Origin of the sequence: Serratia sp. N21D137, assembly GCF_047530005.1 — a bacterium.
Taxonomy (GTDB): Bacteria; Pseudomonadota; Gammaproteobacteria; order Enterobacterales; family Enterobacteriaceae; genus Chania; species Chania fonticola_B.
This window is the reverse complement of sequence record NZ_JBLJAJ010000004.1, coordinates 168,249-185,206: the sequence shown is the minus strand read 5'-3', so window position 1 is coordinate 185,206 and position 16,958 is coordinate 168,249. Positions and strand designations below refer to the sequence as shown.

Here is a 16,958-nt window from a genome sequence, read left to right as displayed (position 1 = left end):
TTCCCCTCTAAATGTTATACGCTCACAATTAACAATAAAATGAACAATGCGCGTAGGGGTGTAAAGCAAATATACTTGGGAAAGCGAGGTCGGTCACAAATTAAGCTCAGGGATCGCAACCGATCCCTGACGTTAGCGGCTATTTGCCCTCAAGCGCGGAGATTTGACGTGCGATACGCAGCAACTCCTGAGACAACGATTGCAGCGATACCTTATCCTGATTTATAGCCGCCGTGGTATGCCTTTGCACCAGACTAGTCGTCAGACGCAAAGAACCGGCATGAGGCACATGTCGATCTTCCAGACACTGAACCAGGCGTTTAACGCTTTCCTGCCCCAACATCCGAAAGTCCTGCTTAATGGTGGTCAGCGGTGGGTAATAATAAGCACTGTCTTCAGTATCATCGTACCCCACTACCGACATTTGCGCTGGAATGTGCAACCCATACTCCTGCAGCGCGCGCAGCACCCCTAACGCCATTTGATCGTTAGCAACCAATATCGCCGTAGGGTGTTTTGGCAAGCTCAGGATCTGCCCGGCAAGCTGATAACCGGAAGCCGCACTCCAATCGCCATGGAGCACCGAACAAGGTTTCAGCTGATGCTCTGCTAAGGTCGTCAGCCACCCCTGATAGCGCAAGCGTGCCGAAATCGAGACCAGCGGCCCGGTAATCAGTGCTATATCACGATGCCCAAGAGCAACGACATGTTCTACCCCTTGACGAGCCCCCTCATAGGGATCAAACAGAATGCTGGAGACATCAGAATCAGGGTCGACGTCCAAAAACAGCGCAGGCACCTCGCTACAAACTTGTTCAATTGCGTGAGCATCTTCAGCGCAGAGCGAAACATTAATCAGCAATCCATCTACCCTTTGCGACAACAGCTCATTTATCGCAGTGCGACAGGCATGAACGCTAAGATCTTCCACCATGGAAATCACCACGTTAAATCCCATCTGGTTTGCCTGCGTTTTAATTGCCGACGCGATTTGAGAGGGTGCGTGCAGAGCTAGTTCTGTAGTCGCCAGCCCCAGCGTAAAACTCTGTTTGCCTGCAAGTTGCTGCGCGACACGGTTTGGTACGTAATTCAGCGCAGCCATGGCCTGCTCAACCTTCGCGCGGGTTTTATCCGAAACGTGTTCAGCACGATTTAATACCCGCGACACGGTTTGGTACGACACTCCAGAATACTCGGCGACGTCATTCAGCGTGACAGATTTAGGCTTCATACGGTTTCTCGCGTCGATTAATGCAAAGAAATCAAGCTAATGAGTATCAATCATAGCAGTTTAAAAAGCTATCCAACCAGGTATTATTGACAGTACGGCCTGAAGGTATTGATTTCAGGCCTTCGGCCCTTAAAGACTGAACCCGTAAATCACACAACCCTTATTTTTTACTAAAAACTGATGAAAGTTCGCCGACATCACTTACAATGCCAGATAACGAAGTTTGCCGTTCAGGCTGTGAGATAAGGATAGATATGGCAACGCTGAAAGATATCGCGGCCGAAGCAGGAGTTTCATTAGCGACGGTCTCCCGGGTTTTGAATGACGATCCCACGCTCAACGTCAAAGAAGAGACCAAGCATCGCATTCTGGAAATTGCCGAAAAGCTGGAATACAAGACCAGCAGTGCCAAAAAGCATCTGACTAACGCGGTGGTACAGCACCACGTGCTGGCGCTATACAGCTATAAGCAAGAGATGGAAATCAACGATCCTTATTACCTTTCCATCCGTCACGGCATCGAAACCCAGTGCGAGAGGCTGGGGATTGAACTCACTAACTGCTATAAAAATAACCAGCTACCGGACCTGAAGAAGATCACCGGCGTACTGATCGTCAGCAAACCCACGCCTGAGACCCTGCGTAAGGCAGCGGCGTTAACCGACAATATCTGCTTTATTGATTTTAATGAGCCCGGTTCCGAATACGACTCGGTGGATATCGATCTGGCAAGGATCAGCAAAGAGATTATCGACTTCTTTATTGAGCACGGGGCCAAACGCATCGGTTTTATCGGTGGTGCCGATGAGCCGAATAAAGCGGATATCCGTGAAGCGGCCTTTGTAGAATATGGGCGGCTGAAAGGCGTGGTCCGTGAGCAAGATATCTACCGTGGTGACTTCTCTAGCGCATCCGGTTATGAGTTGGCGAAAAAAATGCTGGCTACCGCGGATTATCCTACCGCGCTGTTTGTCGCCTCAGACTCCATTGCCATTGGGGTGCTGCGCAGCATTCATGAGTTGGGGTTGAAAATCCCACAGGACATCGCCCTGATCAGCGTGAACGATATCCCGACCGCGCGTTTTACCTTCCCACCGCTTTCTACCGTGCGTATCCACTCGGAAATGATGGGGATCCAAGGGGTCAACCTGCTGCTGGAGAAGTTCCGTGATGGCCGCGCCCTGCCGCTGCAGGTCTACGTGCCAAGCAAGTTAAAGCTGCGTGAAACCACCAAGTAACTGACCGCTCAAGTCTCGCCATGTTGGGGCGCCGCATGCTGCGCCCGTTAAAGCACCAATCCCGCATCCAAACGCCCTGTTATTAGTAAAAAACACTAATAATTACGGGCTTTTTTACCTCAAAACCCACCAATTTATGCCACTTCTCTCCGCCTACCACACCAATCAGCCATTTCTTTAACCCGATCACAGATCCACCAGCGCCATGGACATAAAGCGTGATCGAGTTAAAGCAAAACAAATTATCGGCTATGTTTTAGTAAATGTTTTACTAAAATCATTCCAAACATTGACGCATTCCATGCCAAGACTGCGGCCTACAGCATTCAGACCAGGAGAGATGACGTGAATAATTGGGAAAACTTTCAACACCTGCATGAGAACCGAATGGCACCCCGCGCCTACTTCTTCTCATATGACTCACTCAAGCGTGCCCAAACCTTTCAGCGCGCCCTCAGCAGCCACTTTATGGCGCTCAGCGGCCAATGGAGCTTTAACTACTTCACCAATCCGTTGCTGGTGCCCGAAGATTTTTATTCACAAAGGATGACTGACTGGGGCCAGATCACGGTGCCCAACATGTGGCAAATGGAAGGCCATGGCATTCTGCAGTATACCGACGAAGGCTTCCCCTTCCCGATCGATGTGCCTTTCGTCCCCACAGACAACCCAACCGGTGCTTACCAACGTAGCTTTACGCTGAGCGAACAGTGGAACGGGAAGCAGACCATCATCAAATTTGATGGGGTTGAGACCTATTTTGAAGTGTACGTTAACGGCCAATATGTGGGCTTTAGCAAGGGTAGCCGCCTGGCCGCCGAATTTGATATCTCCGGTTACGTGCGCTCAGGGGAAAACCTGCTGGCCGTGCGTGTCATGCAGTGGGCGGATTCGACCTACATTGAAGACCAGGATATGTGGTGGACGGCCGGCATCTTCCGCGATGTCTATCTGGTGGGCAAAGAGCCGGTTCACGTGCAGGATCTGACCGTTCGCACCGATTTTGCCGCCGACTACCAAAGCGCGACCCTGTCTTGCGTACTGGAGATCGAAAACCTATCGGGGACACCGCTAGCGGACTACGTGATTGAATATGCCCTGTTTGATAACGATAACCTGCTGGTACAGCAGAGTCTCGGCGCACAAACCCAGACCCATTTTGCTATCAATCTGGCAAATCCAATCCAGTGGTCAGCGGAAAACCCTTATCTCTATCAGCTGTTTATCACGCTTAAAGACCAAAGCGGCACCGTGCTGGAGGTGATACCTCAACGCGTCGGGTTCCGCGATATCAAGGTGCGTGATGGACTGTTCTACATCAACAACCAGTATGTGATGCTGCACGGCGTCAACCGCCATGATAACGACCATCTGAAAGGCCGTGCGGTAGGCATGGATCGCGTCGAAAAAGATCTGATCCTGATGAAACAGCACAATATCAACTCGGTACGTACCGCCCATTACCCTAACGACCCGCGCTTTTATGAACTGTGCGACATTTACGGGCTGTTCGTCATGGCCGAAACCGACGTCGAAACCCACGGCTTTGCCAACGTGGGCGACCTGAGCCGCATCACCAACGATCCGGTCTGGGAAGCGGTATTCGTCGATCGCATTGTGCGTCACGTTCACGCGCAAAAGAACCATCCGTCGATCGTGATGTGGTCGTTGGGCAATGAGTCCGGCTACGGTTGCAACATCCACGCGATGTACCACGCCACCAAGGCCATTGACGATACCCGCCTGGTGCACTACGAGGAAGACCGCGACGCCGAGGTGGTGGATATCATCTCCACCATGTATACCCGCGCGCCGTTGATGAACGAGTTTGGTGAACACCCACACGCCAAGCCTCGCATCATCTGTGAATACGCTCACGCCATGGGCAATGGCCCCGGCGGCCTGACGGAATATCAGAACGTGTTTTACCAGCACGATCATATTCAGGGCCACTACGTTTGGGAGTGGTGCGATCACGGCATTCTGGCGCACGATGAGCAAGGCCAGGCGTTTTACAAATACGGTGGCGACTTCGGCGACTATCCGAACAACTACAACTTCTGCATGGACGGGTTGATCTTCCCGGATCAAACGCCTGGGCCGGGCCTGAGGGAGTACAAGCAGGTTATTGCGCCAGTCAAGATCCGCGCGCTTGAGGCTCGCCTTGGCACCTTCCTGGTTGAGAACAAACTGTGGTTTACCAATCTGGATGACTACACTCTCACCGCCGAGATCCGCGCAGAAGGGGAAACGCTGGCAACGCGGTCCCTGCGGCTGAAAGATCTGGCGGCCAACTCTTCACGGGAGATCCGCCTTGAGCTGCCTGAGCTGGATGAGCGCGAAGCCTTTGTGAACTTCACCGTGCGCAAGAACTCCAGCACGCTGTACAGCCCGGCCAATCACGACATCGCGGTGTACCAGTTCCAGCTCAAAGAGAACACAGCACAGGCAGAAGCCTATACCAACCTCAATGCCCTGCCACTACGGGTAGCAGAAAGCCGCCTGGCGTACAGCATCAGCGGCCAGGACTTTACGCTGACCTTCTCCAAGGTGAACGGCAAGCTGACCTCCTGGATGAGCAACGGGGAAGAAATCATCGCCTCTGCTCCGACGTTAAGCTTCTTCAAACCGATGATCGATAACCATAAACAAGAGTATCAGGGCCTGTGGGAACCCGCTCATCTGCAAATCATGCAAGAGCACTTCCGTACATTGGACGTCGTTCAGGCCGATGGCCGCGTTGAAATCACCGTCACCAGCATCATCGCCCCGCCGGTCTTCGACTTCGGCATGCGCTGTTGCTACCGCTACCAGATCAATGCCGAAGGCCAGCTCAACGTGGAACTCAGCGGCGAGCGTTATGGCGATTACCCGTACGTGATCCCGGCCATCGGGCTGGATGTCGGCATTAACGGCGGCTTTGACCGGGTGAACTACTATGGTCGCGGCCCGGAAGAAAACTATCAGGACAGCCAGCAGGCCAACCTGATCGATATCTACCAGACTACGGTGGCCGAGATGTTTGAACACTATCCGTTCCCACAAAACAACGGTAACCGCCAGCATGTGCGCTGGGCCGCGCTCACCAATCGCCACGGTACCGGCCTGCTGGTCAAACCGCAGCAACCGATCAACTTCAGCGCCTGGCATTACACCAGCCAGAACCTGCATCAGTCGCAGCACACCAATGAGCTGCAACCGAGCGGTTATATCACCCTCAACCTTGACCACCAGGTGATGGGCCTGGGTTCCAACTCCTGGGGCAGCGAAGTCCTCGACTCCTACCGAGTTTACATGGCGCCCTTCCGCTATGGCCTGACCCTGATGCCACTGCAAGCCGGTGACGTCAGCGCCCAGGCGCTGGCCAACCATGACTTTGCCAACGACTTCTTCACTCCAACCACCAACGAGGCCTGATCCATGCACGTATTAGACAACCTGGAGCAATTCAAAGTGGTTTACCGTGACGGCCGTAAATGGAACCGTTGTGTGGAAGCCATTGACAACATTGCCAATATCAAAGACGGCGTGATGCACTCCATCGGCGATACGCTGGTTTATATGATTGAAGACGGCGTCACCCGCAATCGCTCGACCTTTGAAGGCAATCGTCGTTATTTCACCATCCATTACTACCTCGAGGGCGGCGAAACGGTAGAGTTTGCGAAAAAATCCACCCTTTCCCCCGTTGAGGCCTACCGCGATGAAACCGACCGCGAATATCTGCAAGGCACCGGGCAAACCTGTGAATTACGTGCCGGGCAACTGGCGATTTTTGACAACCAGGAAGCCTACCGCTTCCACGGCGATAACCGGGTAAGAAAAGTGGTGCTGCGGGTCACCATTGAGGATGGCTACATGTTGAACAAGTGATCCTGCTGGCTATGAAACGAAGCGGGCGGGAAATCACTCCCGCTCAATCCAGATTGAGTTCATCATTGATGTCGTTCATCGGAGGACGCTATGTCCGATTCTTTACGTGGCACGATTGGCAAGTTTGCCCTGTTGTCGATGACCTTTGCGGCGGTGTTCAACGTACGCAATATCGTCAACAACAACATTGAACTGGGCTTGAGTTCAGCCCCGGTATTTTTGTTTGCAACCCTGGTCTACTTCATTCCCTTTGTGTTTATTATCGCGGAGTTTGTGTCCGCCAATAAGAACTCAGAGTCGGGAATGTACGATTGGCTAAAACAGCCTCTGGGCACCCGAGCAGCCTATATGGGGTCGTTCCTGTATTGGTTCGTCAACCTGTTCTGGTTTGTATCACTGCTGCCTAACGTGATTGCCTATGCGTCGTACGCCATTATGGGCCGCGAATACGCCTTTTCACCGGTGATGGTATCGATCATCTCGATCGTACTGTTTGCCGCCACCACCCATATTTCCACCAAGGGGGCCAGTTGGCTGGGCAAGATTGCCGAAGTCGTCGCCTATGGGGTATTCGCCCTGTTTGCGATTTACGTGTTGGGCGCACTAATGGCGCTGAGCGGCGATCACGTCCCGGCGCAACCGATCACGCTGGAGGCGATGACGCCGACGGTGAACTGGGCAACGTTGGGTATCATGTGTTGGATTTTCCAGGCGGCTGGCGGTGCGGAAACGGCAGCGGCCTACCTCAATGACGTCAAAGGGGGCCAGAAGTCGTTTATCAAGGTGATTATCATTGCCGGTGCGGTTATCGGCGGGATGTATGCCGTCGGTTCCCTGCTGGTTAACGTGTTTGTCGCGCGTGAAAACCTGACCTACGCGGGCGGCATGGTGGAAATATTCACCGGGATGGCCAAGTACTTCGGCATTTCAGAAACGCTGGTAGGCCGCCTGGTGGGCATCGTACTGTTCATCGCCATTTTTGGTTCGATGATGATGTGGACCTCTGCGCCGGTGAAGATCCACTTCTCTGAGATCCCGAAAGGCGTTTACGGCCAGAAAACCACCGAACTGAACAAGCATGGCGTTCCGGTTCGTGCTGCATGGTGGCAATTTGCCTTCGTGTTCGTGATGTTGGTGGTTAACGGCTTTGGTTCCGAATCGGTACAGCAGATGATGAACACCGCGATCAACCTGACGGCGGGTACGGCGATGCTGCCGCCGATCTTTATCATGGTGGCCTACTTCGTGTTCCGCTGGAAGCATGACGATACGCCGCGCGAGTTCCGCATGGGATCGCGCAAGTTTGGCATGAGCGTGGTTTCGGTGCTGATCACCATCTTTGTGGTCAGCATGACGGCGTCGGCATTCCCGCCGGGGGTCGATCTGATGAAAGCCTTCTTTATCAACGTCTGTATGACCGCGGTATTCTCGGCACTGGCCTGGTGGTGGATTTCACGCTTCGAGGCTAAACAGGTAAGAAATAAAGCGGCGCTGAGCGAACAGTAAGCTACATAGGGGCGAACATGCACATGTTCGCCCCCTACATATCAAGGCATAAACGCCTGCAAACGCTGTATCTGCTGGCCATCGGAGCCAAAATTTTCGTCAGCCAGCCAACCTTCGAACGCACTACGCATCTGGGGCCAGTTTTGGTCGATCATGGCGAACCAGTCGGTATCCCGGTTGCGGCCCTTGATGACCAATGCCTGCATAAAACGCCCTTCGTAGTGGAAACCAAAGCGAAGTGCCGCCTGCCTGGAAGGCGCATTCAGGCTATCGCATTTCCATTCACAACGGCGATAGCCCAACTCGTCAAAGGTGTGGCGCAACATCAGGTAAATCGCCTCGGTGGCGCAGGAGCGCTGCTTCATCAGCGGTGACCAACAGACGTGGCCAATTTCCAACACGCCGCTGGCCTCTTCAATCCGCATAAAGGCCACCGTACCGACGGGCAGATCGGTGGCTGAATCGAACACCACCAGATTCACCAGCGCCGGGTTAGCCTGCAGTTTTTCCAGATGCGCACGCATCTCCTGCGGGCTTTCAGGCCGCTCCCTCATCAGGTAAGTCCAGTCACGTCCATCTGGCGCAAGCTGGTAAGCCGCAAATAGCGCGGCAAAGTCCCGCTCGGCGTCCAACATCGCAAGGTGGCAAAATTTGCCCGTCAGCGTCACCTCCTGCGGCCGTGGCAAGGCATGCCATTGCGCCAAGGGTTCGCCCACCGGCTGACCATATTGATTTATCGCCATAAAAGTAATCCGTCTGGTTGCTGCAAAAGTAGGTTCTCCGCAACAGCATATACCGATGCCAGATCGCAGCATACAGACCAATTAACCCCCAGCGACTAGACCAATCACCAACCGCCTGTTAAGGGCATGAGTCAAGGTAAACTGTTAATGAAATGATCTAAATCAAAAACAATGTGAAGAAAATGTTTTGAAACAGATGCTTTATTGTTTGTTTTGGCTGCCAAGACTTAAACTTGAATCACCATACCAGTAGCTTGCTAATCATTATTGGTCATGGAATAGCAACTCCCTCTGCCCGTTTTTACGGCCCAAGACTGCGGCCACGCGGGCATTTCTGTGAAACATATTCAAGGTGGAATAATGTCTCGACAGCACTCTCCAGAACCGCCTCGGCGGAACTTTCTAAAGAAAACGCTAGCACTAATACCGCTGGCTGCCGCTGGAAGCACCAGCGTTTTGATGATGACGCCCTCACCAGCCTCGGCGGCGGGTGTCTCCTCTCACTATGTTCCCGCTTATTTCAATAACGAGGAATGGCGCTTCCTGCTGGCGGCTTGTGATCGACTGATCCCCAGCGATAGCAATGGCCCCGGTGCCGTCGAAGAAGGCGTGCCGATTTTTATCGATAAGCAGATGGAAACGCCTTATGGCCACGGTGGCCTGTGGTATATGCACCCGCCGTTTGTCCCTTCGGCCCCCGAACTGGGTTATCAGTCCAAACTGACGCCGCGTGATACCTACCGTATTGGCATTCGAGGCCTCAATGCGCACTGCCAGCAGCAGTACCAGAAAGCCTTTGCAGACTTGGAACATTGCCAGCAAGAACAAATCCTGACGGCGCTGGAGAAAGGTGAGCTGGATTCCGAAGCCCTGCCCGGTCAAGCCTTTTTCAGCCAACTGCTGCAAAACACCAAAGAGGGTTATCTGGCCGATCCGCAGCACGGCGGTAACCAGTCGATGGCCTCATGGAAACTGATCGGTTTCCCTGGTGCGCGGGCGGATTACACCGACTGGGTCGATCATCCTAATCAGGCCTATCCCCTTGGCCCGGTAAGTATCTCCAGCAAAAGGAATGCATAAATGAGCACGATAAAAAAGCCACCGGTAGACGTGGTGATTGTCGGATTTGGCTGGACCGGTGCCATTATGGGCATGGAACTGACCGAAACCGGCCTGAGCGTATTGGCACTGGAGCGCGGTGAGCAGCGCGATACTTACCCTGATTTTGCCTATCCACGGATTGCCGACGAATTGACCTATGGCATCCGTCTGAAACTGGAGCAGGAGATGGCGCACGAGACCGTCACCGTGCGCCACACGCCAGCGGATTTCGCCGTGCCTTATCGTCAGCTTGGATCCTTTTTGCCCGGCAACGGCGTTGGCGGTGCAGGCGTCCACTGGAACGGCATGCACTGGCGCGCCCTGCCCGCCGATCTGAAAATGCGTACGACGGTGACGGAAAAGTATGGCGACAAATGGGTGCCCGAAGGCATGTTGTTGCAGGATTACCCTCTCAGTTACACCGAGCTGGAGCCTTACTTCGATAAGTTCGAGAAGGTCTGTGGCACCGCAGGCAAGGCCGGTAACCTGCAAGGCAACATCATCAAAGGCGGCAACCCGTTCGAAGGGCCACGCACCAGCGAATATCCCACTGCACCCCTCAAGCAGCTCTATTCCGGTTCGCTGTTTGGTAAGGCGGCCGAGTCGCTCGGCTATCACCCGTTCAGCATTCCAGCAGCCAACTGCTCGGAGCCTTATACCAATCCCTACGGCGTGCAACTCGGCCCCTGTAACTACTGCGGTTACTGTGAGCGCTTCGGCTGCTTTATGTATTCCAAGGCCTCACCACAGACCACCATTCTGCCGGTGCTGATGAAGCGGAAAAACTTTGAATTGCGTACTCAGTCACAGGTCATCAAGGTCAATTTGGACAGCAGTGGCAAAAAGGCCACCGGTGTCACCTATGTCGATGCCCAGGGCCAACAGATTGAACAACCGGCGGATCTGGTGATCCTCAGCGCCTTCCAACTGCATAACGTGCGTCTGTTGTTGCTCTCCGGCATCGGTAAACCTTATGACCCCGTCACCGGCGAAGGAGTTGTCGGCAAGAACTACGCCTATCAGATGAACAGCGGCATTTCGCTGTTTTACGATAAGGACACCCACTTCAACCCGTTTATCGGAGCCGGAGCCGCGGGCACGGTGATCGACGATCTCAACTCGGAAAACTTCGATCACGGCGCGCTAGGCTTTATCGGCGGCGCCTATATTTCCGCCACCCGCACCGGTGGCCGCCCGATCCAACAGATGTCGTTACCGCCGGGGACCCCCACCTGGGGCAGTGGCTGGAAACAAGGTATCAAAGATAATTATCAGCACTCGATGAGCATTGGCTCTGAAGGCTCAGTGATGCCCTATCGCGACTGCTATCTCGATCTCGATCCCACCTATCGGGATGCCTATGGGCTACCGCTGCTGCGCATGACCTTCGACTGGAAGGCTAACGAGATCAAAATGACCCAGCACATTACCAGCAAGATGGCGAACATCGCCAAAGCCATGGAGCCGAAGCAGATGGCGATTTCGGTGATGGGCAGCGGTTCGCACTATGACGTGCGTCCGTATCAATCCACCCACACTACCGGCGGGGCAATCACCGGCGACAACCCAAAAACCAGCGTGGTGAACAAGTATCTGCAATGCTGGGACGTTTCCAACGTGTTTGTCACCGGCGCCTGCGCCTTCCCGCAGAACCTGGCTTATAACCCCACCGGGATCGTCGGTGCGCTGGCCTATTATTCAGCGGAAGCGATCCGTAAGCAGTATCTGAACAACCCCGGCCCGTTGGTTCAGGCCTGATACGCAAGGAGAAGACGATGAAAGGATTAACCCCCTCGCTGCTGGCCTTGCTGGTATTAAGCGCCAGCGCTCTGGCCGCCGAGGATACCCACCAGGTCGGGCAAATCGCTCATGGCGAATATCTGGCCCGCGCCGGTGACTGTGCCGCCTGCCATACCGCGCCAGGTGGCATGGCGTTCGCCGGTGGGCTGAAGATGACCACCCCGGTTGGTGCGATCTATTCCACCAATATCACCCCAGACAAAACCACCGGCATCGGTGCCTACGATCTACAGGAGTTTGCTGACGCCCTGCGTAAAGGCATTAGGCGCGATGGCACTCGGCTCTACCCGGCCATGCCCTATCCCTCTTTCGCCAAAATCAATGATGAGGATATACGCGATCTGTATCTCTACTTCACCCAACGGGTAACCCCGGTGGTGCAGCAGAACAAGGCTAGCGATATCCCATGGCCGCTGAATATGCGCTGGCCGTTGGCGATGTGGGACGGCATATTCCGCGAGGATGGCGCCTATCAGCCAGACGCTAACCAAAGCGCACAATGGAACCGTGGGGCCTATCTGGTACAAGGATTGGGCCACTGCGGCAGTTGCCATACGCCACGCGGCATTGGCTTGCAGGAGAAGGCGCTGAACCAGACGGATGACGACTATCTGAGCGGCGGGACGCTGGAGGGTTGGCACGCCGCCAGCCTGCGTGGCGATGCAATCAGCGGGTTGGGTAGTTGGAACGCGGCAGATCTGACTCGTTTCCTGAAAACCGGCCACAGCGACAGATTTGCCGCCTTTGGCTCCATGGTAGACGTGGTACAAGACAGCACTCAGCACCTGAGCGACGAGGATTTGCAGGCGATCGCCGCCTATCTGAAATCGCTACCTGCGGGGGATGAGCAGAAAACGCCAACGGCCAACCAGCCGCTGGCACTCTACAGCACCGACCAAGGCAACCCAGGCGGGCAGGCTTATCTGGACAACTGCGCCGCCTGCCACCGCAGCGATGGCCAGGGCTATCGCAATACCTTCCCACAGTTGGCCCATAATCCGGCGTTGCTGGCGGAAGACCCGGCTTCGGTGATCAGCATCATTCTGCATGGTTCACGTACGCCGATGACTTTAGACGCCCCTACCGGGCTAACCATGCCGGACTTTGGCTGGCGTCTGAGCGACCAGCAGGTGGCCCAGATAGCCACTTTTGTACGCACAAGTTGGGGGAATAACGCCGCTCCAGTCACCGCCGATCAGGTCAAAGAAATACGGGAGAGCAGCGCCACCAAACCTTCTCAGTAGTAAATACCACAACGGGCCTGGTCTGCCAGGCCCAACCATTTCCACCGATCTCACCGTGCACGGTTGCACCGCCCGGCGAAATCACCTTAAATAAGCTATCGCATTGAGGCTACAGGATTTCGGTCGACTATGAGCACGGATCCCAACCAGCGCCTGCTGGACAAACTGCAACACGATCTGACCAGCGCTGGCGCTATGCCGCTCTACCTGCGCTTTAACGAATCGGTACGGCAGGCCATTGAGCTTGGCGTATTGAGCCAGGGGGATTTTCTGCCCAGTGAGCGCCATTTCACCGAACGGCTGGGGATCTCGCGCATTACGGTACGCAAAGCCCTTGCCTGCCTGGAGCAGGACGGCATTATCGGCCGCTCGCGGGGCTATGGCACCTTCATTCAAAATACCGTGGCTCAACCTAAACTGGCCTATTCGCTGGCGGATGTGAAAGGCTTTTCACGCGAAGTGATGCTGCAAGGCCGTAAACCGGACACCATGTGGATCAGCCGTGAGCAAATCCCAGCGGATAGCGCACTGGCCGAGAAACTGTCGCTAGCCGAGCATACGCCGGTGTACAAACTCAAACGTATTCACTTTATCGATCAGCGCCCCATGTCGGTGGCGGTGTCTTATGTGGTGGCGGAGGCGATAGCCAACGTTGATGATATTGGCGTTTCTCTGTATGACTACTTCCGTTTGAACAACGTGGAGTTGGGATCGCTGCGTAGCCAGGTCAGCGCCGCCATGAGCGACGGTGAAACCCTGCAAGCGCTGCAGTTGAAAGAACCTATGCCGCTGCTGATCATCAAGCAAACGCTGTTCGACAGCCGGAAAAAGCCGATCGAATACAGCGAAAGCTTCTGCCGCAGCGACATGTACGAGTTTATCAGCGAGGATTGAGTTCCTCGCTGGCCAGGAGCTGGGCCAGGGTTGGCGCACAATCCCCACCGGCCTGCGATACCACGTAACCGGCGATGCTATTGGCTAGCGTCATGCTTTGGCGGGCGGTCAGGCCCAGTGCCAGCCCGGCTAGCAAACCGGCGCTGTGGCTATCGCCAGCACCAATGCTGTCTACCACTTTGACCTGACGAGCGGCGATCCAGCCTTGATCGTCCGGCCCGGCAAAGTAATATCCGCCTTCCCCGCCGCAGCGCACAACCACCAGTTGCCCGGTGGTTGACCATAACCGCTGGCAAAAACCGGCAATATCTTCCTGCATGCCAAGGTGCTGAGCTTCACGCTGGTTTAGCGTCAGGATCACCCCAGGGCGGATCAGGCGTTGCAACAGGCTCTGCGCCATCACGTCAATGCGCGGGCCAATATCCAGCACCACCCGCACCTGTTCGGGCAGGCGTAACAGCCAATCCACCAGCACGTGGCCCTGCCGGGCACCCAGTTGATAACCGGAAAGGTAAACCAGCCCGCTTTGTGGCGTCGCGTCTGCCAACCACTCAGGCTGCCACTGGTTCTCAATGCCATCGATAGAGATAAAGGTACGCTCTCCGTCCGGCTCGACCAGCGCCAAACACCAGCCGTTATCCTCACCACCCACTTGCAGATCGGAACTCACGCCGCGCTGCGCCATCTCGCTACGCAAACGCTCTGCCCACACGCCTTCTCCCACCGGCAGCAGATTGCGGCTGGTAATGCCCAACTGGCGCAGAGCCACGGCGATATTCAGCGCGCAGCCCCCTAAATGCAGCCCCTGCATCTGGGCCGACACGTCGCCACCGCGCACTGGCAAAGCATCAGCGCTCACCACCATATCCATCACCGCTGCGCCAATCACCGTCACCGGGCACTGCTGATGCCAGCCGCCCTGGGTCAGCGTCTGCAATAACTCGCGTCTTTCGTTACTCATTCAGCCTCCTGCCAGCGCTGGCGGAAACGGAGAAAGGCCTGCGCGTAGTGGTTGATATCCAGCGGATTCACCCGCTTTAATTCTGCCAACATAGTCGCGTCAAACGCGTCGATACCGTTCAGGGCACCGCAGATCGCCGTTGCCATCGCGCCAATGGTGTCGGTATCACCGCCCAGGTTGGCGCACAGGATCGCACAGCGGGTAGGATCGGTTTGCGCCAGTTCGACCATCGCCAACGCGGCCGGCACGGATTCTATGGTGCTGACCCCTGCGCCAACCAGTTGGTAAACCCGTTCTGAGGCCTGCTCGGTACCGCCAGCCTGTTCGACTACCTGGAAGGCCAGTTCGATACGCGCCGCTAAAGAAGCGCTGAAGGTGGTGCTCTGGCGGCGCTGAGCGTAATCTGCCACTCCCGGCAATGCCAGACGGATCTCTGCCCAACTGGCCCCTTCGACCGCCTTGGCAACTGCCCAGGCAATCACCACCGCACCGGCAACCGCGATATCGGATTTATGCGTCGGGCTGGAGGCCAGCCAAACCTGCTGGCAAAACTGCTCCAACGGCGCAGAAGGCAGCACACAACCCAACGGGGAAACCCGCATCGCCGCGCCGTTGGTCACACCGTTGTTTTCCAAATCGCTAATCGGCGTGCCCTTCTTCTGCTCCCCCAGTGCCAGTTTGGAACTCGGACCAAGGATGTTTTTGTTGAAGGCGTCAAAACTATCGACCCAGCGGATCACGTTGCGGGCAATCAACTCCGGAACCACTTCACCATCGGCCTCGATCAACGCGTCGGCAAGCGCCAGAGCCATCGAGGTATCATCGGTATACTGCGCTGCCGTGAAATAGCAGGCGGCGCTGTTCTCTGCCGGGCCGTCGAGGAAGCGGTCGATCCAGCCAAAGTGGCGCTTAACCCGCTCACGCGGCCACAGCTCGGAAGGCATGCCGAGCGCGTCGCCCAGCATTTGGCCATAAAGTGCGCCCACCACGCGTTGTTCCTGGGTTAACTGCTTCATCTTTTTCTCCTGAATTTTTACCTTGCCGGGCAACACGCCCGGCGCAACGAATTAAGACCGTGCTACGTCAATCGGGGTGATGTTGTCGCTGCGTTCACGGAAGAACAGCAGGAACAGCAGCATGACGCCCACCACCATCACCGCACCAACGCCCCACACGGCGAACCAGTCAAACGTCATACCGTCTCGCGGCTGTTCGAGGGCGAAAGTGGTCATTGCACGGCCCCCGAGCCAGTTACCGATAAAGCTGCCCAACCCTTGGCAAATCAGGGTGATCAGGCCTTGAGCGGCGGTACGCATATGCGGCGGCGCTTTTTTGTCGACGTAGATATAGCCGGTCACGAAATAGAAATCGTAGCTGACGCCGTGCAGCAAAATGCCCAGGAACAGCATGCTGTAGGCCCAGACGTCGGCGGTGCCGCCGTAGATAAAGAATACATAGCGGATTGCTGCGGTCACAAATCCCAGCAGCAGCACCTTTTTGATGCCGTAACGCTTGAGCAGCAACGGTAGCGCCAGCATGGCGAAGATTTCCGAAACCTGCCCCAGCGTCATCCAGCCGGTGGCATTTGGCAGCCCAACCTGCGTCAGATAGCCATTGGCAAACTGGTAGTAAAACGCCAACGGCATACAGAACAGAAACGAGCACAGGGCGAAGGTAGCAAATGATCGGTCCTTCAGCAGGCCAAGCGCATTCAGGCCCAGCAACGCCTTGATATCCACCGGGCCAGAGCCTTTGGCTGGCGTATTGGGCAGCACAAAGCTGTACAAACCGAGCACGATCGAGGCCACACCGGTAATGATTAACGGCAGGTTGCTATCGGAAATATTGCCTAACCCCAGCAGCGGCGGCAGCATAAAGCCCACCACCAGACCGGAGGCAATCCAACCCAAGGTGCCCAGTACTCGGATGCGCGGGAACTCTTTTTCGGTATCGGTAATGTTGGCAAAGGCGATGCTGTTGGTCAGCGCCACGGTCGGCATATAGGTGATGGCATAAATCACCAGCAGCGGGAAGAAGGTGGCAAAGGTGGTTTGCCAGGCGATGATAAACATCAGCACCCCGCCAGCCAGATGCAACCAACCCAAGACTTTTTGCGCGGCGAAGTAGCGATCGGCAATAACACCAACCAGCACCGGCGAGAGGATTGCCGCAATCGCCGTACTGCTGTACGACCAGGCAATTTCACCCGGCGTAAAACCCAGCTTGTTGAGGTATTGCCATAGGGGAACAAACCACGCTCCCCAGATAAACCACTCGATAAACATCATGACAGACAGCTTCAGATGAGGACGTTTCATTATTATGTATCCTTGCTGGCTACCTTCCCGGCATCGGCTCGGGAAAGCG

Annotated in this window: 13 protein-coding genes; 8 read left to right on the top strand and 5 right to left on the bottom strand. The window is 55.4% G+C overall.

Features of this window, described 5'->3' with window-relative positions; all coding sequences use genetic code 11:
* Positions 1-139: 139 nt before the first annotated feature.
* Positions 140-1,231 carry a LacI family DNA-binding transcriptional regulator gene (locus tag ACMV5H_RS05285; protein WP_414821549.1) on the bottom strand — a complete coding sequence of 364 codons (1,092 nt, stop codon included), beginning with the start codon at positions 1,229-1,231 and terminating at the stop codon, positions 140-142.
* A 254-nt stretch (positions 1,232-1,485) separates the two neighbouring features.
* Between ACMV5H_RS05285 and ebgR the strand changes: the two genes are divergently transcribed.
* The 4 genes from ebgR (at position 1,486) to ACMV5H_RS05265 (ending at position 7,848) form a co-directional block, all read left to right on the top strand.
* Positions 1,486-2,469, top strand: coding sequence for a transcriptional regulator EbgR (gene ebgR / locus ACMV5H_RS05280; RefSeq protein WP_094981836.1), 984 nt, complete (start codon positions 1,486-1,488; stop codon positions 2,467-2,469).
* A gap of 345 nt (positions 2,470-2,814) precedes the next feature.
* Positions 2,815-5,886: a beta-galactosidase subunit alpha gene (gene ebgA / locus ACMV5H_RS05275; RefSeq protein WP_414821548.1), complete on the top strand. Its 3,072-nt coding sequence runs from the start codon at positions 2,815-2,817 to the stop codon at positions 5,884-5,886.
* Positions 5,887-5,889: 3 nt separating this feature from the next.
* Positions 5,890-6,342 carry a beta-galactosidase subunit beta gene (locus ACMV5H_RS05270; protein ID WP_059200577.1) on the top strand — a complete coding sequence of 151 codons (453 nt, stop codon included), beginning with the start codon at positions 5,890-5,892 and terminating at the stop codon, positions 6,340-6,342.
* A 90-nt stretch (positions 6,343-6,432) separates the two neighbouring features.
* Complete coding sequence (locus ACMV5H_RS05265) at positions 6,433-7,848, top strand: amino acid permease (RefSeq protein ID WP_021804679.1); 1,416 nt, start codon at positions 6,433-6,435, stop codon at positions 7,846-7,848.
* Positions 7,849-7,889: 41 nt separating this feature from the next.
* Here ACMV5H_RS05265 and ACMV5H_RS05260 read toward each other — a convergent pair whose 3' ends face one another.
* Positions 7,890-8,591 carry a GNAT family N-acetyltransferase gene (locus tag ACMV5H_RS05260; RefSeq protein ID WP_414821547.1) on the bottom strand — a complete coding sequence of 234 codons (702 nt, stop codon included), beginning with the start codon at positions 8,589-8,591 and terminating at the stop codon, positions 7,890-7,892.
* Positions 8,592-8,951: 360 nt separating this feature from the next.
* On the opposite strand from ACMV5H_RS05260, the gene ACMV5H_RS05255 reads away from it, so the two are divergent.
* From ACMV5H_RS05255 to ACMV5H_RS05240, 4 genes are all read left to right on the top strand, one after another.
* Positions 8,952-9,671: a gluconate 2-dehydrogenase subunit 3 family protein gene (locus ACMV5H_RS05255; RefSeq protein WP_081050635.1), complete on the top strand. Its 720-nt coding sequence runs from the start codon at positions 8,952-8,954 to the stop codon at positions 9,669-9,671.
* Positions 9,672-11,450: a GMC family oxidoreductase gene (locus ACMV5H_RS05250; RefSeq protein ID WP_115158383.1), complete on the top strand. Its 1,779-nt coding sequence runs from the start codon at positions 9,672-9,674 to the stop codon at positions 11,448-11,450.
* Between the two features lie 17 nt (positions 11,451-11,467).
* Entirely contained in the window at positions 11,468-12,736 is a 1,269-nt protein-coding gene (locus ACMV5H_RS05245; protein ID WP_414821546.1) for a c-type cytochrome, read from the top strand.
* Between the two features lie 129 nt (positions 12,737-12,865).
* Positions 12,866-13,630, top strand: coding sequence for a GntR family transcriptional regulator (locus ACMV5H_RS05240; protein ID WP_414821545.1), 765 nt, complete (start codon positions 12,866-12,868; stop codon positions 13,628-13,630).
* Here ACMV5H_RS05240 and ACMV5H_RS05235 read toward each other — a convergent pair.
* Genes ACMV5H_RS05235 through ACMV5H_RS05225 form a run of 3 tightly spaced genes read right to left on the bottom strand, consistent with a single transcriptional unit; the run spans position 13,617 to position 16,909 of the window.
* Positions 13,617-14,591 (bottom strand): PfkB family carbohydrate kinase, encoded by a 975-nt coding sequence (locus ACMV5H_RS05235; RefSeq protein WP_218519436.1) that lies wholly within the window; start codon positions 14,589-14,591, stop codon positions 13,617-13,619. The genes ACMV5H_RS05240 and ACMV5H_RS05235 overlap by 14 nt on opposite strands.
* Complete coding sequence (locus ACMV5H_RS05230) at positions 14,588-15,607, bottom strand: ADP-ribosylglycohydrolase family protein (RefSeq protein WP_059200573.1); 1,020 nt, start codon at positions 15,605-15,607, stop codon at positions 14,588-14,590. Before ACMV5H_RS05230 ends, ACMV5H_RS05235 begins: the two co-directional genes overlap by 4 nt.
* A gap of 51 nt (positions 15,608-15,658) precedes the next feature.
* Positions 15,659-16,909, bottom strand: coding sequence for a nucleoside permease (locus ACMV5H_RS05225; RefSeq protein WP_021178271.1), 1,251 nt, complete (start codon positions 16,907-16,909; stop codon positions 15,659-15,661).
* Positions 16,910-16,958 lie beyond the last annotated feature (49 nt).

Coding starts and splice junctions, on each gene's coding strand:
- ACMV5H_RS05270 (WP_059200577.1), top strand. CDS start 5,890: ATGCACGTATTAGACAACCTGGAGCAATTCAAAGTGGTTTACCGTGAC.
- ACMV5H_RS05285 (WP_414821549.1), bottom strand. CDS start 1,231: ATGAAGCCTAAATCTGTCACGCTGAATGACGTCGCCGAGTATTCTGGA.
- ACMV5H_RS05225 (WP_021178271.1), bottom strand. CDS start 16,909: ATGAAACGTCCTCATCTGAAGCTGTCTGTCATGATGTTTATCGAGTGG.
- ACMV5H_RS05265 (WP_021804679.1), top strand. CDS start 6,433: ATGTCCGATTCTTTACGTGGCACGATTGGCAAGTTTGCCCTGTTGTCG.
- ACMV5H_RS05235 (WP_218519436.1), bottom strand. CDS start 14,591: ATGAGTAACGAAAGACGCGAGTTATTGCAGACGCTGACCCAGGGCGGC.
- ACMV5H_RS05240 (WP_414821545.1), top strand. CDS start 12,866: ATGAGCACGGATCCCAACCAGCGCCTGCTGGACAAACTGCAACACGAT.
- ACMV5H_RS05245 (WP_414821546.1), top strand. CDS start 11,468: ATGAAAGGATTAACCCCCTCGCTGCTGGCCTTGCTGGTATTAAGCGCC.
- ACMV5H_RS05250 (WP_115158383.1), top strand. CDS start 9,672: ATGAGCACGATAAAAAAGCCACCGGTAGACGTGGTGATTGTCGGATTT.
- ACMV5H_RS05230 (WP_059200573.1), bottom strand. CDS start 15,607: ATGAAGCAGTTAACCCAGGAACAACGCGTGGTGGGCGCACTTTATGGC.
- ACMV5H_RS05260 (WP_414821547.1), bottom strand. CDS start 8,591: ATGGCGATAAATCAATATGGTCAGCCGGTGGGCGAACCCTTGGCGCAA.
- ACMV5H_RS05255 (WP_081050635.1), top strand. CDS start 8,952: ATGTCTCGACAGCACTCTCCAGAACCGCCTCGGCGGAACTTTCTAAAG.
- ebgR (WP_094981836.1), top strand. CDS start 1,486: ATGGCAACGCTGAAAGATATCGCGGCCGAAGCAGGAGTTTCATTAGCG.